Annotated in this window: 18 protein-coding genes; 11 read left to right on the top strand and 7 right to left on the bottom strand. The window is 36.0% G+C overall.

All coding sequences use genetic code 11. The features are described 5' to 3' along the window. Positions 1-947, top strand: a 947-nt coding sequence (locus tag KBF89_01360) for a succinyl-diaminopimelate desuccinylase (GenBank protein ID MBP9114977.1), incomplete at its 5' end; no start/stop codon positions are given. Here the strand turns inward: KBF89_01360 and KBF89_01355 are convergent. The 3 genes from KBF89_01355 to lexA form a co-directional block, all read right to left on the bottom strand. Beyond that, positions 944-1,888 carry a hypothetical protein gene (locus KBF89_01355; GenBank protein MBP9114976.1) on the bottom strand — a complete coding sequence of 315 codons (945 nt, stop codon included), beginning with the start codon at positions 1,886-1,888 and terminating at the stop codon, positions 944-946. The genes KBF89_01360 and KBF89_01355 overlap by 4 nt on opposite strands. Before the next feature lie 135 nt (positions 1,889-2,023). Continuing rightward, entirely contained in the window at positions 2,024-2,755 is a 732-nt protein-coding gene (locus KBF89_01350) for a hypothetical protein (protein MBP9114975.1), read from the bottom strand. 148 nt (positions 2,756-2,903) lie between these two features. Next, positions 2,904-3,548 (bottom strand): transcriptional repressor LexA, encoded by a 645-nt coding sequence (gene lexA, locus KBF89_01345; protein ID MBP9114974.1) that lies wholly within the window; start codon positions 3,546-3,548, stop codon positions 2,904-2,906. A gap of 261 nt (positions 3,549-3,809) precedes the next feature. Between lexA and KBF89_01340 the strand changes: the two genes are divergently transcribed. From KBF89_01340 to KBF89_01315, 6 genes are all read left to right on the top strand, one after another. Next, entirely contained in the window at positions 3,810-4,364 is a 555-nt protein-coding gene (locus KBF89_01340) for a LysM peptidoglycan-binding domain-containing protein (protein MBP9114973.1), read from the top strand. A gap of 18 nt (positions 4,365-4,382) precedes the next feature. Continuing rightward, a complete protein-coding gene (locus tag KBF89_01335; protein ID MBP9114972.1) occupies positions 4,383-5,030 on the top strand; it encodes a hypothetical protein in 648 nt (215 codons plus the stop codon). A gap of 10 nt (positions 5,031-5,040) precedes the next feature. Continuing rightward, positions 5,041-5,490, top strand: coding sequence for a hypothetical protein (locus KBF89_01330; GenBank protein MBP9114971.1), 450 nt, complete (start codon positions 5,041-5,043; stop codon positions 5,488-5,490). Positions 5,491-5,500: 10 nt separating this feature from the next. Continuing rightward, the gene (locus KBF89_01325; protein MBP9114970.1) at positions 5,501-6,241 is read left to right on the top strand and encodes a PIG-L family deacetylase; all 741 of its coding nucleotides are present in this window, start codon (positions 5,501-5,503) and stop codon (positions 6,239-6,241) included. A gap of 178 nt (positions 6,242-6,419) precedes the next feature. Continuing rightward, positions 6,420-8,786 (top strand): AAA family ATPase, encoded by a 2,367-nt coding sequence (locus KBF89_01320; protein ID MBP9114969.1) that lies wholly within the window; start codon positions 6,420-6,422, stop codon positions 8,784-8,786. A 15-nt stretch (positions 8,787-8,801) separates the two neighbouring features. Further along, the gene (locus KBF89_01315; GenBank protein MBP9114968.1) at positions 8,802-10,592 is read left to right on the top strand and encodes a M3 family oligoendopeptidase; all 1,791 of its coding nucleotides are present in this window, start codon (positions 8,802-8,804) and stop codon (positions 10,590-10,592) included. Here the strand turns inward: KBF89_01315 and KBF89_01310 are convergent. Beyond that, on the bottom strand, positions 10,566-12,209 hold the full coding sequence (locus KBF89_01310; protein MBP9114967.1) for a DUF885 domain-containing protein: 1,644 nt from the start codon (positions 12,207-12,209) through the stop codon (positions 10,566-10,568). The two genes, KBF89_01315 and KBF89_01310, sit on opposite strands and share 27 nt — an antisense overlap. Positions 12,210-12,261: 52 nt before the next feature. Between KBF89_01310 and fumC the strand changes: the two genes are divergently transcribed. The 4 genes from fumC (at position 12,262) to KBF89_01290 (ending at position 17,828) form a co-directional block, all read left to right on the top strand. After that, positions 12,262-13,674, top strand: a complete 1,413-nt coding sequence (fumC, locus tag KBF89_01305) for a class II fumarate hydratase (protein ID MBP9114966.1) — start codon at positions 12,262-12,264, stop codon at positions 13,672-13,674. A 79-nt stretch (positions 13,675-13,753) separates the two neighbouring features. Then, the gene (ettA, locus tag KBF89_01300) at positions 13,754-15,433 is read left to right on the top strand and encodes an energy-dependent translational throttle protein EttA (protein MBP9114965.1); all 1,680 of its coding nucleotides are present in this window, start codon (positions 13,754-13,756) and stop codon (positions 15,431-15,433) included. Positions 15,434-15,439: 6 nt separating this feature from the next. Continuing rightward, entirely contained in the window at positions 15,440-16,588 is a 1,149-nt protein-coding gene (locus KBF89_01295; protein ID MBP9114964.1) for a class I SAM-dependent RNA methyltransferase, read from the top strand. Positions 16,589-16,613: 25 nt separating this feature from the next. Continuing rightward, positions 16,614-17,828, top strand: coding sequence for an alpha/beta fold hydrolase (locus KBF89_01290; GenBank protein MBP9114963.1), 1,215 nt, complete (start codon positions 16,614-16,616; stop codon positions 17,826-17,828). Positions 17,829-17,832: 4 nt separating this feature from the next. On the opposite strand, the gene KBF89_01285 is transcribed toward KBF89_01290, so the two are convergent. From KBF89_01285 to KBF89_01275, 3 genes are all read right to left on the bottom strand, one after another. Continuing rightward, positions 17,833-18,339 (bottom strand): inorganic diphosphatase, encoded by a 507-nt coding sequence (locus tag KBF89_01285; GenBank protein ID MBP9114962.1) that lies wholly within the window; start codon positions 18,337-18,339, stop codon positions 17,833-17,835. A gap of 261 nt (positions 18,340-18,600) precedes the next feature. Further along, positions 18,601-19,770: a PilT/PilU family type 4a pilus ATPase gene (locus KBF89_01280; GenBank protein ID MBP9114961.1), complete on the bottom strand. Its 1,170-nt coding sequence runs from the start codon at positions 19,768-19,770 to the stop codon at positions 18,601-18,603. 623 nt (positions 19,771-20,393) lie between these two features. Then, on the bottom strand, positions 20,394-20,900 hold the full coding sequence (locus KBF89_01275) for a prepilin-type N-terminal cleavage/methylation domain-containing protein (GenBank protein MBP9114960.1): 507 nt from the start codon (positions 20,898-20,900) through the stop codon (positions 20,394-20,396). Positions 20,901-20,918: the final 18 nt, after the last annotated feature.

The raw sequence follows: 20,918 nt of genomic DNA, 5'->3' as shown, positions 1-20,918 counted from the left end.
ATGTAATCCGCATAAATAATTCTGTAATTGTCCAGTTGAATCATGATAAAAATGAAGAATTACCAGTAATATTTGCAGGACATAGCGATACTGTCCCACCTGCATCTTCTGGTGATAGCGCTAATCCTTCTAGAGTTGATGGTGACAAACTTTATGGTTTGGGTACTTCTGATATGAAAAGTGGTTTAGCTATTATGTTGCGTCTATTGCATAATATTGACGAGAAATCAACTTTTATTTTTTATGAGGGAGAAGAAATCTCTGATGAATTTAATGGTCTTTGTTTTCTTTCTGAAAATAACCCTGAATTGTTAAAAGGAAAATGGGCTATCCTTCTTGAGCCAACCGATGGAAATTTAGAAATGGGATGCCAGGGGAGCTTAAATGCCAACATTAGTTTTAAAGGTATAGCTGCTCATAGTGCACGACCACATTTAGGCGATAATGCTATTTATAAATCTATGGATACTTTAAATAAGATTAAAACTCAATCTAAAAATTTAGAGATTCTTGAAATTGACTCATTGAATTATGCTGAGAGTCTGCAGATTACAGTTTTGCAAGCTGGTAATGCGACAAATGTACTTCCAGATAATTTGACTTTTAATTTGAACTATCGCTATCAACCATCTAAAACTAAAGAAGCAGCTATTGGGTTTATTTCTGATTTATGCAAAGATGCAGATGTTATAGATATCTACGATGTTTTAGAAGGAGCAATGCCCGCATTTGATCATCCACTTATTGAACTTGCTAAATCTAAAAATATCGATATTTTGGCTAAAGTAGCATGGACTGATGTTGCACGTTTTTATGCTTTAAGTGTGCCGGCATTAAATTGTGGGCCGGGTTTAGTAGAAATGTGTCATCGTGCTGATGAACATACTTCAATAACACTTTTAGATTCAACATATAATTTGTTAAACGAATTAGTTAATGCTGATTAATTGCTTTGAGCACTTTGTGTTTGTAAAGTTATTGGCTCTATTCCCATACCAAGCGGTGTCGGAGCATCGGGTAATTGATCATCTGGGACGAAAGTAGCACCGGAAGCATTATTGGTATTTAAACCCGCATTGGTTTCAATACCAGTGGTAGGTAAGTCAGTATTTACTGCATCAGGACCTTCTCGTTTCGCAGCCTTAGCATGTTCAGCCAATGCTGCTGATCCAAGGTGCGCACCTCCTGCACCTGGCATATTGACAGTTACATTTACACGATCATTACCAATTAGTTCATTTCGTTTTTTAGCTTCTAGTGCTGGTGTACTGTTAGGATCCATATTGGGTAAATCTTGTTTTGTTACTTGTCCTGTTGTTGGAGGGATTCGCCCACCAACAATCTGACCAGTTACAGGATCTACTTGATTTAATGCTTGCTTACCATCTAGTGTCGTAACTAAGTTATTTGTAGGTACTCTATTATTTATTTTTTCCTCTGGGGTAAGTTCTGTTGGTGATTTTTCAGTTTTAGCCAATTGGGCATTAGTTTTTTCTATTTCGTTAGTTCGAATTTTTGCTAGTTCTTTAGCTTTAGCTCTAGCTATTTCTTGTCTTCGTACTTCTTGCGTTTTTAATCTTGCTTCGATTCGGCTTTGTCGTTCAGTAGATTCCTTAGTTTTTGCTTCTAATTCTGCTAATCTAGTCAACTCAGTCAACTTTGCTAATTTAGCAGTTTCTTTTGTAGCGCTATCAACTGTTTTTTGTACAGAATTCTTAATAGTAGGGACTGGAATTATTGCAACTAAACGATCGGCTAATTCTGGTCGACGATTTTGACTTTGATTTAATTCGTTTAATCTACCTATAGTCACTAATCGCTCCATTTCAGCTGCTCTTCTTGCAGCACAATCTATAGAACGAGGTGTTTTTACTTTTAATACAGCCACTAAAAACACTTCCTTTGAGAACTAGGTCGTAACACTCCGATTATATACCTTATTGTAAGAAAACGCTACAAATATTTGTAAATTTTGTGTTTAAACAATTAGGAAGAATATTATAAAAACTGATAATAAATAAAACTAGTCTCCTAGACCAAATGAACCTAAAGCAATCGGCGCAATTATAGGTGCAACAGCACTTGCTACAGTGACACCAAGACCAATTTTAGCTGCTTTTTCTAATAATTCTACAGCAAATGAACCACCAAGAGTTTCTATAAAACTTGGTGTATCAGTATCTTTCGCACGTTTAGCAATTTCAGCTGCTTGTAAATCTGCTATTTGTTGTAAACGTAATGCCTCTGTAGCTCTTAGGATTTCTACTTGTTGTAGTTCTGCTGCTCGTTGTGCTAATTCTTCTGCACTCATTGTTTGTACAACTTCTTTTGAAAATCCTTCGGCTATAAGAAGTTCTTGATTCTCAGTTACTTGATCAACTAATAATTTTAATTTTTTTAATTCTTCTAATTGTTCACTAGGTGAGATATGTAAAGTAGCAGCACTATTGTGTCGAGTCGTATTTGCAAAATCTGGTCTTGGAGTTGCTAATTGATCTAGAAAAGTAGAGGTATCTGTAATTGCGACTGTCCTTTCAGTGTCGCTACCTGTAGGGAATGTAACTCCCTTTTCTTTCTTCTTCCCAGAAACATAAGCATCAGGGTTTAAACTAGCAAGATCAGGGTTTAAAGCACGTGCAAGATCTCTGAGTGCTTTTGGTGTCGTACCAAGTTGGCTAAAAAAATAAGTCGTGTTCGGAGTGTTCGCGTTAGATGAATTAACATTGCTTACTACGACATCAGTTTGATTTCTCATTGCATGCCTCCGATCCTTCTGTTTAGTAGGTCTACACCTATCGAAGAGGTTAACTTAATTATAACTTATCTATATGCAATAATACAAGTTTTTGGACATATTTATTTCCAATGGGTAACTTATTGTGGTTAAAACATTTAAATATGTCTTATATACGACGTAAAACGGTCACAACTTTACCGAATATCTTTAAATTGTATTCTTTTAGTACAACATCACTCATTGATGGATTCGAGGGCCTTAAAATTATTTTTCTATCTTTCTTGATAAATGTTTTTATAGTTGCCTCATCGTCATTGATACCAGCAACGACAATATCGCCGCTATTTGCCGTATTCTGCTGACGAACCACAACATAATCACCATCAAAAATGCCAGCGTCGATCATGGATTCGCCTCTTACTTTTAACATAAATAAAACTCCATCACCAGTAAAATCTTCTGGGAGGGGATAGCTTTCATCAATTGTTTGGTCGGCTAGGACTCCTGTTCCAGCAGATACAGATCCAATTAATGGAATATGTTTTACGGGCCTTCGCTCGGCAATTGCACCAGATCCCGATTCATATGACATTTCTATTGCTCTTGGTTTGGTGGGATCTCGTTTTAGAAAACCCTTAGATTCAAGGGTTGTAAGATGGTTTTGAACTGTGGCAGGAGATTTCAGGTTCAATGCCTTTGCTATTTCTCTTACGCTTGGCGGATAGCCCTTATCTTTTAAGTTCTCGTCTATGAACTCAAGAACTTCTTTTTGACGAGAAGTTAAGCCTGCTCTGTGTTTTGTTTCAGCCATGTTAGTCACTTTCTAAAGTATTTAGTTAACAGGTTTATCACGGTTCTTTTAGTTGACGTTATTTACTATAGCTCTGCATAACATCAAAGTCAAACATTTGTTCGTATAAACTTGACACGAACGAATGTTCGTCCTAAAGTACATGTGTACTTACAAACATCTGTTCGTTAATGTCACACCCCTGTGGTTTAATAAAACAGTAGACGGTAGGTAGAAATATCGTTTTAAATAAATCTTATAGAAAGACATAAGGAGCTAGAAATGGGTAAAGCAGTTTCATTAAGAGAAGCAGATTTAAATAGTCAAATACAAGGCCATTTTGTTAGTAGTTTTGCATCAGATAATTCAATTAAAGGTAACTTCGCTGCATATAAAAACTCATTGAGTTCATCAATCTATAAAGATAGAAGGGTTTCTGTCAGTTCACAATCACCAAAGACTCTAAAGAGTGTGGAACCAAAAGAGGTTCGTAGTACTAAAGCATCCCCCCGTTTTAGTGCTAAAAACACACGCTTTAGTAGTGAAGTACGTAAGAGAATAGTAGTTACATTATTAGTTGCTATTTCATTTCTTGCAGTGCTGATCCCCGCAAGCCAGGCTTTTGGCGGACTCTCCCTCGGGTCTTCTAAAAGCTCGGCTGTGGTCAATAAAAATGATACCGTAAAAACTATTGTTGTTAAAAGTGGAGATACACTTTGGTCAATAGCTTCACATCTTGAACCGAACAAAGATCCAAGAGGTGTAGTAGACACTTTAGTAAAGGCTCGTGGTACATCAAATTTAATAGTTGGTGAAACTATCGAATGGGCGAAATAAATGTATTAGTCTTTTAATGTGAAAATAAATGAAATAAACTTATCCTTATTAAAAAAAATAGATATAACTAACAGAAAAGTTCAGATTGCGATAGCAGTTCTTGTCGTGATTGTAATAGGAGTAATAATATTTCTATTTTCTGGAGGTAGTGAAGATAAATCTGGCTTTAAAGAAACTACTACATCAACAACAGAAGTCACAGTGCCGTCAAATACTCCAAATATAGCTCAACCATGTTCGCTATTGACAGCAACTGAAGCAACTACATTACTAGGAAGTACTACAAAAGACGGAGTAAAAGCAGATATAGATGAAGACACTATGCGATGTAGATATGATTCAATTACACCAGATGGTAAATACTTTTTAAATGTAAATGTATATGTATTCAAAACAAAAAAAGCATATAACTCTACAAAGACAGCCAATAATGGAGTTACAATACAAACAAATGTAGATGACGGCTATTATGCAATGCGTGAGAAAAAGATAGAAATCGAGCGAATAGTAGCTATACGATCTGGTGATAAACGAATAGCACTTTCTATTTCAATAGCATCAATAATGCCGAACCAGACAATAGATAAAAATACTACATTAATACCTGATGCAAATAAACTAGCTGAGTTCACGGGTAACACTATGGCAAAATTAAACAAGAAATAAGTGAGGTAAAATGGGAAACGACAATACAAAAGATGATGGCGATGGTTTTAAAAGAGACGAAACTCTTGGAGAGCAAATAAGAAGAGACATGCATGATAACGATGCAAAATTCGATAAGAATCAAGAAGAAAAACCAAATAAGTCAAAAGAATTATCTAAAAAAATAACTAAGAAAATATTGAAAACAAAACTTCCAGTTTGGCTACTCGTAATAGCTTTTATATGTTTTTCATTTTTTAGACTCTATGTATATTTCACACAGGTAAGCCCAGTAAATTTAAGACCTGCAGTAGAAAATGCGGTAAATGTTAAAATAATAATAACTTCTTGTAAGGATGAACTAGATAGCAAGAACATTAAAGTTCGTGATGAAGAAAAACGCATTGAAAACGCATTAAAAAAAGATGAGAAGGTGCTGGATGCATCTGTAACAATTGAGAGAATAGATTGTACGAAATAGTTAGGACACAATGAACGAATCAATAAATGGAATTAACCCATCAATTGAAAGTATCAATAAGGTATTAGTAGTTGTCGCACATCCAGACGATATAGATTTCGGATGTGCAGGGACAGTCGCATGGCTCACTGAAGCAGGCAAGGAAGTATCTTATTGCCTAATAACTAGCGGTGATGCTGGTGGAGACAATGATGGTCTATCAAATGTACAAAGAATTGAGATAAGAGAACTTGAACAAACTAATGCTGCAAAAATCGTTGGTGTAGATAAAATTCATTTTTTAAAACAAAAAGATGGAATGATTGAATCAACACTTGATTTGCGTGAAAAAATTACAAGAATCATTCGTAAAGAAAAACCAGATCTAGTGATAACACAATCACCAAAACGAAGATACGATCGGATTTATGCTAGTCATCCTGACCATCTAGCTACAGGTGAAGCAACATTTTGTGCTGTATATCCAGACTCACGAAATCCAAATGCGTTTGGGCACTTATTAGATGAAAATTGCATGCCACACCTTGTTCCTAATATTTGGGTAATGGCAGATGAAAATCCCGACACGTTTATTGATATTACAGTACTTATTGATAAGAAACTAGATGCATTGTTTGAACATAAAAGCCAAATTCAAGATCACGCCAAAGTTACCATAATGATAAAAGAATGGACCGGAGATATGGCGAGTTTAGCAGGAATGGAAAAGGGTAAATATTGTGAAGGATTCAGATTTGTTAATACTCAGTAGCATGAAAAACAATAATATAATATAAAGAAATCCCTTTAATTAAAAGAAATATGCACGGAACCATAAATCTAGACTAGATTCTACTAATTGAGTTTTTCGAAAATTAACATTTCAAATATACTCAATGTTTAGATTGTTGAGCAATTAAAACACGGATTGCAACAAAACAGGAGTATACGTGCGAAAAGACGACCAGGCTAGTGAACAAGACTTTATAAATTCAATATATGCAAGGCTTGAAGATATGCGTAAAAGTGCTCAAGCTATCGAAACGTCATACTCAGAAGTAGGACGAGGGGGAACCCACCAAGCAAAATATGAAAAAGATGCCGCAATTTCTGTTGCTAGGCAAAGATTAGGTTCGTTAAATATTAATTCACAACCACTCTGTTTTGGAAGACTGGATTTAGAAGACGATAATGCAATTGAAGAAAAAACTACAGTTTATGTAGGAAGAATCTCAATTTCTAATGAAGAGCAAGAATCATTAGTTATCGATTGGAGAGCACCAGTAGCGGAACCGTTTTATAGAGCAACGCCAATAGACCCTCATGGAGTTGTGCGAAGAAGACACTTCCATATGTCGGATAAAAAAATTATCAGGATGGACGATGAAGTATTCGATGAAAATAAGGCAGAAAAAAATAAATTACATGTTGTAGGCGAAGCAGCATTATTAAGTGCTGTTTCTAAAAAACGTACAGGTCGTATGGGCGATATTGTTGCTACGATTCAAGAAGAGCAAGATCGTGCAATACGAGCACAATTAAACAAAGTTTTAATTGTTACAGGTGGGCCAGGTACAGGTAAAACAGCAGTAGCCCTACACCGAGCAGCATATCTGCTTTATACCTATAGAAATACACTTGTAAATTCTGGCGTATTACTAGTCGGGCCCTCAAAAACATTTCTTAGATATATAGATGAAGTACTCCCATCATTAGGGGAGAACGATGTGTTCTTAAGAACAATAAATACAATTAGAACAACACAACAAATTCATGAATATGATACGAGAAAAAATGCAACACTAAAAGGTGATATTCGCATGGTATCTGTTCTAAAAAATGCTCTATCTGATAGACAACATCCATTAGATAAACCAAAAGATATAACTATAGATGGTTATAAATTAAATCTAAATAAGCGTAATACACAAAAAATAATAAATCACTTAAAGGAACGTCCAGGTACTCATAATCAAAAAAGACCTATGTTTATAAGGTCTATAGTAAACGAATTAATTTCACAATATAAAAAACAGATGGTACGCGCATATCAAAATTCATCAACAAAAAAAATTGAAAATTCTGCAGTACAAAGCAATTTAAGATCATTGGGTAACAAGGTAATTGATCCAGATATTGTAAAAAAAATACTCGATAAACAGCACATACCTGAAGTATGGCTCGAAAAGATGGATGACCGTATTAGACATAACGATGAAGTAAAAATTTCCATAGAACGAATGTGGCCAGCACTAAGTGGGTCAGAGCTGTATCACGATATGTGTTCGTTCAAAGCGCTCATTTCAAGCGCATCTAAAAATATACTCACAGAAAATGAACAAAATGCACTATATAAAGATCGGGCAGAAGATATAGAATCTGTTCAGTGGACAGATTACGATATAGCACTTATAGATGAAGCGGATTCTATATGCGGTCCATTAACTTCATCGAGGAATACTAGGAAAAGAACAAACTACGATAGCGAAGAAGAAAATGCCTCAAGGGTTATTGGAGAACTTGGTCTAAAAGGTTACATGACAGCATCTGAGTTGGCACAACGTTACGGCGAAAAATCGAATAGTGAAATAACTTCAAGTGATACAATAAAAACATTTGGTCACGTTCTTATCGATGAAGCACAAGATTTTTCACCAATGCAATGGCGAATGATTGCAAGGAGGGTGCCATCAATGTCAATGACGATTGTAGGTGACTTTGCACAAGCCTCTCATCCCGGTACATGTAAAAATTGGGATGAAGTATTAAACATACTCAATGGTGTAGCTAAGACTAATGATGAAACAGTATTGTTGAGTGTCAATTATCGTACACCTGCAGAGGTGATGGATTTCGCTCATGACATTATGCGCGAGGTTTCACCTGAACTGGCACAAACTCAAGCTGTGCGAGAAGTTGGTTATTACCCAATAGTTGAAATCGGAGACATAAACATAAATAGTGTCGTTAAATATGTGAAATCAAATTTTAACGATGAAGGTACCATTGCAGTTATAGCGAATCTAGAAATACATAAAGAACTAGAAGAAATATTAAAAGAATTCGATGCGAGTGCTGAAAATTCAAAATCAATTGATACAAAGGTAGCAATACTCCAAGCTGTAGATGCAAAAGGTTTAGAGTTTGACCACGTGATCATTTATGATCCACACGAAATAGTAGGTGATGTAAAACGGCCAGCAGGGTGGAAGTCGCTTTTCGTTACCCTAACCAGGGCAACGCAGTCTTTGGTTGTCATAATGGATGAAAAATACGATGACCGTTTAGCAAAAATTATTCGATCTCATCAAAAGTAAAGTAAGGTAAAAATTATGGTATTTAAAGTCAAAGAAATACAAAATGTAAACTGGGATGTTAGTGATATTGTTAAGAAATATGAATCCTTAGAACAACTAACAGGATTAGTTGAATCAAAAGCCACTGTTCTTAAAAAATTTGAAGGAAAAATAGCACAATTAGATATCGGATCATTTTTAACATTTATGAAAGATTATGGGGAGTACTACGAATTAAGTGTTCGAGCTATGGACTATGTAACTCTTCGATATAGTGTTGCAACCAATGATGAAATTGTAGCTGCACAAATGCAAAAAATTGATGAACAATTTAGCGAGCTTTCTGCAAAACTATCTTTTATAGATATTGAAATTAATGATATTGATGATGATAAATTTCAAAGTATAATATCGCTGCCGGAAGCAAAATTTTGTTCATATTCTTTAATTCAAACTAGGAGATCTAAAAAATATCAACTAAGTGTAAAAGAAGAATCTTTAATATCGCAATTAAGTGTAACTGGTGAATCTGCATGGTCGAGGCTATACGAAGAGCTATCTTCAGCAATTGTAGTAGACATAAAAGATGAAGATGAACCTGTAATGCTATCTAATGCATTAGCATTTCTCCATTCTCCTGATCGTGAAAAAAGAAAACATGTAGCAAAAGCGATATCGGACTCTTTTGAAAAAACATTAAAAACGCATACGTTTATTTTCAATACATTAATAAATGATCATTATATAGAAGATAAATTGCGTAAATATCCAACTTGGATCAGTGCTAGAAATTTAGAAAACGATGCCAGTGATGAATCTGTTGAGGTGTTAGTTAAATCTTGTACATCGCGTTACGACATAGCTCAAAGATGGTATAAGTTAAAAGCAAAATTATTAGGTTTAGATAAACTTGAATACTATGACAGATATGCACCTTTATCAAGCGTAGAAGTTAAAGTCACTTACGCTGACGCTTGTAATATTGTACATGATGCATATTCGAGTTTCTCAGACAAGATGACAAAAATATTCGAAGATTTCATGAATAATGATTGGATAGATGCATCTGTTAAAGAAGGCAAAACTGGCGGTGCTTTTTGTGCTCCCGGAGTATCTGATCACCATCCATTTGTCTTATTAAACTGGACAAATTCAAGGAATGATGTTCTCACACTTGCACACGAAATGGGCCATGCCTGTCATGCTGTATTGGCAGCAAAACAAGGACCATTCCATCAAGATACTGGATTAACATTCGCAGAAACTGCATCTGTATTTGCTGAATCAGTCACATTTAATCGATTGTTAAATATGACTGAAAATAAAGAGGAAAGATTAGTGCTGCTTGCAGAATATATAGATGGACAAATTGCAACAGTATTTCGACAGATTGCTATGCATAGATTTGAGACAGAGGTTCATAATCATCGCAGAACAATTGGCGAGCTAAGTATTGAAGATATTAAAAGATATTGGTCAGAAACACAACAAGAGATGTTCGGCGAATCAATTATTCCAAACCATGATTACTCTTCATGGTGGACATATATTTCTCATGTTTTTGAGGTGCCAGGATATGTATATGCATACGCATATGGACAGTTATTAGCGTTAAGTGTATATGCGAAATATAAAGAAGAAGGCGAAAGTTTTGTTTCTAAATATGAAGAGATGCTTTCTTCTGGTGGATCAAACTCACCTGTGGAATTGGCAAAGCTTGTAGGTGTTGATTTAGAAGACCCTGAATTTTGGAATAATGGTCTTAGCATAATTGAAGATATGGTAAATAGTGCCGAAAGTTTAGCTTTGGAGATTAGCAGAAAATAGCTTCTCTAATCGGCCAAGACCAACATGACCATAGCTTAAAACTCTTGAATGAAAGTCTTTAAGTGAGAACCAACCCTGTAAACGTTCACGTTCATCTTCGCGGATCTCACGGATTGTTTTTTCACCTACTTTATAAGAAATCGCTTGACCAACCCAACCTAAGTACCTATCAACTTCATCTTCACAATAAGCAGGTGTTTCTCTTGCATATTTAATTAGTAAATCAACTGCCATTTTACGATTGAAATAAGAACCGCGTTCAAAAATTAATGGAGCATCATTAGGAATTTGATATCCACATTGTAATCCTATATCGATTACAACTCTTAGTGCTCTAAATAGTGAAGCTGCATACATACCTAGGACATAACCGGGGTCGCGCATAAGGTTTAATTCCACCATGAGACGCTCAGCATAAAGTGCCCAGCCTTCAGCCATACCATTATTACACGCTAGAGTTTTTTGAAAGTGCGATAGATCATCGCCCAAACATTTAATAGAACCTAAATGCAAATGATGTCCCGGCACAGATTCGTGAAAACAGGTGGTGGCTTCAGCCCAAGTAGAAAATTTAGTTTTTCCATTTATGGGATAGTAGGTTCTAGCTGAACGAGTGAAATCATCTGAACCAGGAACATAAAACATAGAATAAGTTGCAGACTCTTCAATTGTTGCTGCTTCAATATTCTTTAATCTAGGGTCAATATCGAAGTGCTTACCGTCTAGGTCGTCCAATGCTTCAACAATTAACATTTTTAAAAAAGATTTAAGCTCTCCAGGAGTATGTAATGTATATTCTGGGTCCGATTCTAAGAAATTTACAGCAGCTAAATAACCTTCGCCTGGTGTAATTTTTGCTGCAACGGTATCGGCTTCACGAAGTAGAGTTCTTACTTCCTCGAAACCCCAAAGAAATGTTTCATAAACATCAATTTCTTTACCCAAGTGGCGCTGAGCACTCCTTTTATAATATTCAATACCTACAGCATCTCGTTCAATTGTTGAATTTATAATTTTAGACTCTAGAAATTTTTTAAAATCTAAAAAAGCAGATGGTGCAACTGAATTTTGAAATAACGGTTCAGCTGCATATATATCACAATTTCCAATCATACGCGCTATTTGACGGTTGCGTGGCAGAGCCTTTTTATTTTTAGCGAACAATAATGTCTCTTTATAGCTGTTTAATGACTCTGGAATTTTTGCTATTTTTATAGCGAGGTTCTCTCTAGCTCGCTTCGATGAAAAATCGATATTTAATGTTGATACATGAATAAGATCCAATGGATTGTCAATGAATGAAATGCCACGAAGATAATCCAAGGAGTCATATTCATCAACTAAATCCTTACAATAGTCACCAAGTACATCCGAACATAGTTTCTCATTAAAATCTTTTGGTAAATGATTATTTAATTGTTTAATAGTATCTTTAGCTAGAATCGCAGTATTGTCATGTCTTAATGGTGATAAATCTCCAATTTGATCATCATATGCAGAGAATCCCTCTTCAGAAGCTTCCAATGGATTTAGATCATTAATTTTTTTAAGAAAATCATCTGCAATATTAAATATCTCTCGATCCTCTGGATCACGATTTTCATGAGATTTTTTCATACACGACCATTCTTATACAATTTTATGTGTTGTAGGTGGTAATCTTTTAGATATGACAGAAAATAATTTAAATAATCTTGAAAATACTGAGACTCGTGAGGAATCAGACACAATGGGGACTGTTTTAGTACCTGCTAATAGATATTGGGGCGCACAAACACAAAGAAGTCTTCATCATTTCTCTATAGGAAATGATTTGATGCCTAAAAGTGTCATAAGGTCTATGGCGATATTGAAAAAAGCAGCAGCCTTAACAAATAGGGATTTAGGAAAATTAGATAAAGATTTATGTGATCTAATAGTGCAAGCTGCAGATGAAATTATTGACCATAAATTGGATGGTGAATTTCCATTATATATTTATCAGACAGGATCTGGCACTCAAACCAATATGAACGTAAATGAGGTAATTGCTTCTCGAGCTAATGAAATCTCAACAGGTATTCGTGGGGGTAAATCTCCTGTACATCCAAATGATCATGTAAACATGAGCCAATCTAGTAATGATACTTTTCCGACTGGAATGAATATCGCCGCAGTTGAAGAAACGGTTCGAGTCCTATTGCCGGCTGTTAAATCATTGAAAGATGAATTGGATTCGCGTAGAAAAGAGTTTGATCCTATTGTAAAGATTGGTCGTACTCACTTACAAGATGCTGTTCCTTTAAGCTTGGGACAAGAATTTTCTGCTTATGTAGCACAGTTAGCATCTTCAATAGCACGGATAGAATCCACGCTTAAAGATCTTTCTGCACTAGCTATCGGTGGAACTGCAGTAGGTACTGGTTTAAATGCTCATCCTGAGTTCGGTTATAGATGTGCGATGCATATAAGTGATATTTCTGGTCTTGACTTTTTTTCTGCAGAAAATAAATTTGCTGCACTTGCTTCGCATGGAGATATTGTTTTTGCGCATGGTGCAATTACAACTCTTGCAACTGATCTTATGAAAATTGCAAATGACATTAGATGGTTAGGTTCAGGACCCCGTTGTGGTATTGGTGAATTAGTGTTGCCGGAGAATGAACCGGGATCATCAATAATGCCTGGTAAAGTGAACCCAACACAAAGTGAAGCTATGACTATGGTTTGTGCTCAAGTATTTGGTAATAATAATACGATTACTTTCGCCGGCTCTCAGGGGAATTTTGAACTAAATGTTTTTAAACCTGTGATAATTTTTAACTTTATTCAATCAGTGCAAATAGTTTCAGATGTTTGTAATACTTTTCGAGAATTTTGTATTGAAGGACTGCAGGCAGATAAAGAAAAGATTGAAAGCTACGTTCAAAGTTCGTTAATGCTAGTAACTGCATTAGCTCCTCATATTGGATACGATAAGGCTGCAGAAATAGCTAAAAAAGCTCACAAAGAAAATACAACATTAAAAGAAATGTCATTAAAGCTAGGATATGTTTCAGATTCTGATTATGACAGTTGGGTAGTACCTGCAGAAATGATTTAATCGCATCTATTTGTTTTTATTGATCCTAGATTTAACCTTTTCGCTTTCGATGAACTACTAGAACTAAACTATTTATATTATGGCACCACAATTTATATATACTATGCATAATTTATGTAGGTTTATTCCACCTGATCGCGACATTTTAAAAGACATAACTTTGTCTATGTATCCTGGAGCAAAAATTGGCGTGATTGGTGGTAATGGTGCAGGTAAATCCACATTATTAAAAATCATGGCTGGGCTAGACGACGGATATACTGGTGAAGCAAGAATGACTCCTGGTTTTTCGGTTGGATATTTGGCACAAGAACCCCAACTTGATGAAAGTAAAACTGTAGGTGAAAATATTACTGATGGTCTTGGAGAACTGGCTAATTGGCTGAAAAAATATCAAGATGTATGCGACGCAATGGGTGAGCCTGATGCAGATTTCGATAAGTTGTTAGCAAAACAAGCTGATTTACAAGATAAAATTGATTCCGCCAATGGTTGGGATATAGAACGTACATTGGAAATTGCTATGGATGCGTTGCGTTGTCCTAGTGCTGATAGCTCTGTCGTAAATTTATCAGGTGGCGAAAAACGTCGTGTTGCTTTATGTAAACTCCTTTTATCTAAACCAGATCTATTATTACTTGATGAGCCAACAAACCATTTAGATGCAGAGTCAGTTGCATGGTTGGAGAGATTCTTAAAAGAATATGCTGGAACGGTTGTTGCCATTACCCATGATAGGTATTTTTTAGACAATGTTGCAGGTTGGATTTTAGAGCTGGATCGAGGTAGAGGTATCCCTTGGGAAGGTAATTATTCTTCTTGGTTAGAACAAAAAGAAGAACGCCTATCATTGGAAGATAAACATGATAACGCACAACAAAAAACCTTAAAACGCGAGCTTGAGTGGATGAAAATGTCGCCTAAAGGTCGGCATACCAAATCTAAAGCACGTATTACTGCATATGAGGATTTAGTTGTTGCAGCTAACGCAGCAAAAAATGATGGCGATCCTATTTCAATTTTAATCCCGCCAGGACCTCGTCTTGGAGACAAGGTAATAGAGGCTAAAGATTTGACGAAAGCATTTGGTGATAAATTATTACTCGATGGTGTAGATTTTTCTATTCCACCTGGTGCGATTGTAGGAATCATTGGACCTAATGGTGCTGGAAAAACTACTTTGTTTAAAATGATCACTGGGGTTGAGAAACCTGATAGCGGAGACATAGAAGTTGGTTCAACTGTGAAACTTGCTTATGTTGATCAATCTAGAGATATTCTTGATGATGATTCAAGTGTTTATGATCAAATTTGTGAAGGTGTTGACCGTATTATTGCTGGTGGTCGTGAAATGCATGGCCGTGCATATGTTGCGGGTTTTGGATTTACTGGATCCACACAACAAAAACGTGTTGGTGACCTTTCGGGTGGAGAACGCAACCGTGTTCAACTTGCTAGAGTCTTAAAAAGCGAAGGCAATGTTTTGTTGCTGGACGAACCAACCAACGATTTAGATGTCGATACTTTACGTGCACTTGAAGATTCTTTACTCGGTTTTCCTGGTTGTGCAATAGTAATTAGTCATGATAGATGGTTCCTTGATCGTGTTTGTACTCATATTATGGCTTTTGAAGGCGATAGTGAAATTACATATTTCGAAGGCAGCTTCACCGAATATGAAGATGATCGCCATAAGCGTTTGGGTACTGATGCAGACCAACCCCATCGTGTTACATATAAAAAACTAAGTACCAGTTAGCGATAAATGATTTTGGCATATTATGAAGACAATCCATATCAATATGAAGTTATTGGCGAAAAGCTGGTTGCTTCAGGCCTTACTCTTTCGCGTGATAATGCGGGGGAGATCCTTTTTGTTGAGAAACTTTTACCGGGAGAAAATGCTCTTGTAGCAGAAACTTATCGTAAGGGAAAAACAAGATTTGCACGAATAGAGAAATTAATAACAAAATCTGAGTTAAGAGTTCAAGAACCTTGTGAGTATGTTGCAAGAGGTTGTGGTGGTTGCGATTGGCAACATATAGATCCAAATGCACAACTTGATTTCAAGCGCGAAATTATTATCGATGCACTTGTACGCATTGCTAAAGTTGGTACTATAGAACAAGTCGAGGATATAGTTTTAAATACAAGCCAACAAATTAGAACTAACTATCGTACTTCTGCTCGTATTTTTACTCGTGGCGAAAATTGGGGCTTTAAAAAAAGCCATTCTAACGACACTGTATTTGTCGAAAAATGTATAGTATTAAATCCTGAGACTGAACAATTAGCAAGGGATGCTGCTGTAGCATATGCCCAAGAAAGTGGAGAACATGAGATTTCTATACGTAGATCTCCAGATCTGTTTATGGGTGATCCGATTAGAGTTTCGCCAAAAAGCTTTTATCAAAGTCACATCGATGCACCTCAAGTTCTAACAGAATATATACTTGAATTAATTAAGCCATTGGGTAGTAGCTTAAATTGTGTGGACCTATATTCAGGCGTTGGCATCTTTGCCATTGCTTTAGCAAAGCAAGGTCATAAAGTTATTGCAATAGAAGGTAATCCAATTGCGGTTAAGGATGCAAAAATTAATTGTAAAAATTTAGATGTTGAAGTTGTGAATAAGGATGTATCAAAATATCGTTATCAAGCAGAGTTATCTCCTTGCGATCTTGTCATTGCTGATCCTTCACGAGAGGGAATAACGAAACTTTCAATTGATGGAGTTTTAAGTACAAAAGCCAAATCTATTATTCTTATAAGTTGCGATCCAGCTGCTGGTGCTAGAGATATATTATTACTACGAAATGCTGGATATATTTTAGAATCTGCAAAACCATTTGATCTTTTTGGAAATACGCATCATGTAGAAACAGTTTCATATATGACCATGGACAATGGTTGAAGATTTATATAGAAATAGGTTTAAGATGAAATTTAAGAGTATGTTTGTATTTCTTGTTATTGCAATTCTTTTTTTAAATTCTTGTGCTGATCCTAAGAATGATTCAAGTGTCAAACCTCTTAAAAAATTGGAACTAGAAACTCCCGGAAAGATTAAGGATGCGCCCTTATCTCTCGTCGAATTTTATGATGGACCATCAGATTTGTCTAAGTTTGTTAATGGCGATTTAATATATTCACAAGTTTTAACAGATTTAAAAGCCAATGTCATGGGTTGGAGAGTTTTATATGCGACTACTTCGTTAGATGGTAGTCGAAGTGTTGCATCAGCCTTAATCTATTCACCAAAAGACAATAAGAAACATCATGTAATTGCTTGGGCACATGGTACTACTGGTTTGGCTGATGGTTGTGCGCCTTCTCTTGCACAAGATGGGACTAAGCAAATTTCTTATTTTGATGACTATATTAACAATGGGTATGCAATTATTGCTCCTGATTATGAAGGTTTAGGTACGCCGGGAGTTCATCCTTACCTTGTAGGAATTAGTGAAGGTAGGTCAATTCTAGATTCTGTATTAGTTGCACAGAAATTTGGCCCAATAAATGCAATTTCCGGTGCAGTGGTTGTTGGTCATTCACAAGGTGGCCAAGGCGCTCTTTTTGCTGGTCAATTAAATAATACCTATGCGCCTACAGCAAAATTATCTGGCGTAGTTGGGATAGCCCCTGCGGGTGAATTGAATATGCTAATAAATAATGTATCTAAACTAGGAATCACTAATGGATTTGTAGTTATGGGAGCTGCTGGCTTTAAGGCAGCATATAAAGATCTAAATCTTGATGCAGTGTTGACGCGATCTGTCATTGATAAGAGTCCAGAACTGGAAACAGGTTGTTTAATTCTCAATATATTAACTTTTAAAGATGATACTGGCACAACATTAGTCGCAGATCCAAGTACGATTGAACCATGGGCTACCTACCTGGAAAAAAATTCTCCTGGTGGAATAAAAATAGATGTCCCTGTATTTATAGCGCAGGGAACTGATGATATCATTGTTCCTGAATTTATTTCGCAAGAAATTCACGATAAATATTGTACATTAGATACTCCTGCGAACAAAAAACTTTATCCTAATGCTGATCATTCTGGAGTTTTAAAATCAGCACGTAATGATGTTTTATCCTTTGTGAGAAAGCGTTTCGATAAAAAAGAATTCTTTTCTAGTTGTAAATGATTGTTTAATTCTTGTTTTTGAAATTTTTAATTGCAGAATTAATAGCAGTTCGTGCTTGTTCAGCATTAAGCCAATCTCCAAGAATGGCATGCTTATCCTTTTCTAGATCTTTATATACTTCCAGAAAATGTTTTATCTCTTCTAAAACATGTGGTTTTACATCGGTGATATCTTGAACACTACTAAATCTTGGATCTGTTGACGGTACACATAATAATTTTTCGTCACAGCCTGCTTCATCTGTCATTTCTAACATACCAATTGCTCGAACATGGATATGACATCCAGGGAAAGTTGGTTCTTCTAATAGGACGAATGCGTCAATAGGATCGCCATCTTCGGAAAGTGTATTGGGCACAAAACCATAATCGTGAGGATATTGAGTAGAGGTGAATAAGTATCTATCTAACCAGATTTCGCCTGATTCGTGATCTATTTCATATTTATTTCGCGACCCTGTCGGAATTTCGATTACTACGGTTATTTCGTTTAAATTATCATTATTAGTCATCCTTATATTCTACAAAATATCAAATATTTATCTAGAAAGCTAAAGTCATATAGAGTAATTGTCGATAGTATATTTACAAGCAAGCATGAGAAGAAAGGGATTTCAAAAAGGTTTAAAATTTATCCAAGAGAACATAAAGAACCCCGATTTATAACAAATCGGGGTTCTTTTATTTTGAGTCGTAAATAGTCATAAGTATTTTCTTAAAATCTCTTATAACTATTAAAAAATAAATGATTATTTAACCTTTAGAAGTATTAATTATCTTTCCGCATTTTTTATTTGACGCACTTTATTTAAATATTCTCTATAACTAGGCAAATCTCTTGCCCAACTCCTTGCAACTTTATCAGTAATATCTCCTGCATCAACTGCTCGAGCTAAGGAAAGGTCTCGCGGTAACATATCATAATCATCAATTCCAGTTTGTAAAGCAGTTGGAATCTGATGTGTAGATCCTTCACGTATATACGTTTTGATTGCGTTACTAGCAAACATAACTTCAGTAATTACAACTCGTTTATTAGGGTCGGTAGCATGAGGCAATAGCGATTGACAAACAATGCCCTCTAGAGTATTAGCTAGTTGTATACGAATTTGTCCTTGTTCATTTTTTGGAAATGCATCGATTATACGATCGATAGTTCCAGCAGCGTCGGTAGAGTGTAATGTTGAAAATACAAGGTGGCCGGTTTCAGCAGCTGTTAAAGCACAAGAAATAGTTTCAAGGTCACGCATCTCTCCAACAAGAATAACATCTGGATCTTGTCGAAGTATTGAACGCATTGCTGCGCCAAAAGTTTCTGTATCTTCTCCAACTTCTCTCTGGTGGATTAGTGATTTAACACTTGCATGTAAATATTCAATAGGATCTTCAATAGTAATAATGTGTTCATCACGCTCGTGGTTAATCACATTTATTAAAGATGCTAATGATGTTGACTTACCAGATCCAGTTGGTCCACAGAATAATACAACACCTTGTCTAAGCTTTGTAAACTTAAGTAATGATTCTGGCAAGCCTAAAGAATTCAGTGGAGGTATCTTGTTAGGGATTACACGAAGCGCTACGGCTAAAGAATCCCTTTGCAGGAATATATTTGCACGGAATCTCCAGTTACCATAGACGCATGCAAGGTCTAAGTCACCTGAAAATCCTTCTCGCAGTGGTTCCGGTCCTGCCAAGTATTCAATAATTTCGTGAAGATCTGTTGTCGAAAGTGTGTCAAAATCATCAAGTGGGCCAAGGTGTCCACCAACTCTAGTTAGAGGGGGAGTACCAACGCTTAAGTGTATATCAGAACCATTATGTTTTAATGCTGACTCTAGAATATCTTCAACTAATGAAAGTCTAGAGTTTCTTAACAATTCGCTTTGTTCATATAAAGCTTGGAATACTTCCGCAGTCGCAACAGCTATTCTTATTGGCATTCCTGCCTTTGATTGGATATCGTCTATTTCGTATGGGCGTGGAACACGTGGCCATGCAACTATAAGAAATCCATCGTGATATCCAATACCTATTACTTCTTGCCCTGGTTCAATTGCTCTTACTGCACTTGGGTCTAATTCGTGATTAGGGTTATCTAAAATTGGTATTCCAGCATTACGTGCTTGTTCATAAAGAATAGTGTCTGGTGTCGCTTGCGTTTCTGGGTAAGTATTTTTATTACCGTTTTCCGGATAAAAATCTGCATTTCCCATCGATTGATCATGAAAATTTTGCTGGGCTATAGGTTGTTGTGCATAAGGTGAATTCATTTGTTGCGGATTTTGATTGTTTGCGAAGCTGCTATCTTCTGGGTTCACGTATGTCATTTTATTCTCCTAATTATGCAATTTATGTAAATACTCTTATTGACTAATTTGTAAATATGCTTCTTTTATCGTCGGCCACTTTGGCTAACTAGAGTGTTTTTCTTGAATTTCTTCGTGTAGCTTGGCTTGTAGTCTATGTCTTGTAGCGTCTGACCATACATGATACGCCTTTTATAGCGTAGAAAAGACGGACCTTAGAAGGTCCGTCTTGATAGTATTTTTATATTTGAGTATCTTTATTTCCAGGCTGCTTTTTTGTCTGATCCAACTGTGGAACCTGTAGCAAGAGTTGAACAGTCAACATTATATTTGCCGTAGGTAGTTTGAACGCCAGCTTGCATTGTTGCTTTGAAACAGAATTTATCTGATGCTGCATACAAGTTAATTATTGGTGATCCAGCTGTTTTTACTACTGCAACGGTATTACTATTTTGTGCAACAGGAATTGCTGATGTGAATGTAATATCTTTTTCAGAGTCAGTAAAATCACTTGATGTGATGCCTGTATAGTCTGTTACTCCTTGGCTAGCTTGGATACTTGCAAGAGAGACTTGTGCTGAGCTTACTAAACTTGCTGCATTTGATTTCTTTGCTGAGTCAAGTGATGATAGTAAAGCAAAGATAGCTACTGCAGCTAAGATTGCAATGATCAAAATAACAACTAAGAGCTCGATGAGTGTGAAACCATCTTCGTTCTTATGACGACGTGTCAATGCTTCTTGTATTCTTTTTTTAATGTTCATTAGGGTCTCCTATGGTCT

It is taken from the genome of Acidimicrobiia bacterium (genome assembly GCA_018057765.1).
GTDB lineage: Bacteria > Actinomycetota > Acidimicrobiia > IMCC26256 > JAGPDB01 > JAGPDB01.
The sequence above is the reverse complement of the archived record's forward strand: the minus strand, read 5'-3'. Positions and strand labels throughout refer to the sequence as shown.

Coding starts and splice junctions, on each gene's coding strand:
- KBF89_01310 (MBP9114967.1), bottom strand. CDS start 12,209: ATGAAAAAATCTCATGAAAATCGTGATCCAGAGGATCGAGAGATATTT.
- KBF89_01285 (MBP9114962.1), bottom strand. CDS start 18,339: ATGACTAATAATGATAATTTAAACGAAATAACCGTAGTAATCGAAATT.
- KBF89_01330 (MBP9114971.1), top strand. CDS start 5,041: ATGGGAAACGACAATACAAAAGATGATGGCGATGGTTTTAAAAGAGAC.
- KBF89_01325 (MBP9114970.1), top strand. CDS start 5,501: ATGAACGAATCAATAAATGGAATTAACCCATCAATTGAAAGTATCAAT.
- KBF89_01315 (MBP9114968.1), top strand. CDS start 8,802: ATGGTATTTAAAGTCAAAGAAATACAAAATGTAAACTGGGATGTTAGT.
- lexA (MBP9114974.1), bottom strand. CDS start 3,548: ATGGCTGAAACAAAACACAGAGCAGGCTTAACTTCTCGTCAAAAAGAA.
- fumC (MBP9114966.1), top strand. CDS start 12,262: ATGACAGAAAATAATTTAAATAATCTTGAAAATACTGAGACTCGTGAG.
- KBF89_01295 (MBP9114964.1), top strand. CDS start 15,440: ATGATTTTGGCATATTATGAAGACAATCCATATCAATATGAAGTTATT.
- ettA (MBP9114965.1), top strand. CDS start 13,754: ATGGCACCACAATTTATATATACTATGCATAATTTATGTAGGTTTATT.
- KBF89_01290 (MBP9114963.1), top strand. CDS start 16,614: ATGAAATTTAAGAGTATGTTTGTATTTCTTGTTATTGCAATTCTTTTT.
- KBF89_01275 (MBP9114960.1), bottom strand. CDS start 20,900: ATGAACATTAAAAAAAGAATACAAGAAGCATTGACACGTCGTCATAAG.
- KBF89_01340 (MBP9114973.1), top strand. CDS start 3,810: ATGGGTAAAGCAGTTTCATTAAGAGAAGCAGATTTAAATAGTCAAATA.
- KBF89_01280 (MBP9114961.1), bottom strand. CDS start 19,770: ATGCCAATAAGAATAGCTGTTGCGACTGCGGAAGTATTCCAAGCTTTA.
- KBF89_01350 (MBP9114975.1), bottom strand. CDS start 2,755: ATGAGAAATCAAACTGATGTCGTAGTAAGCAATGTTAATTCATCTAAC.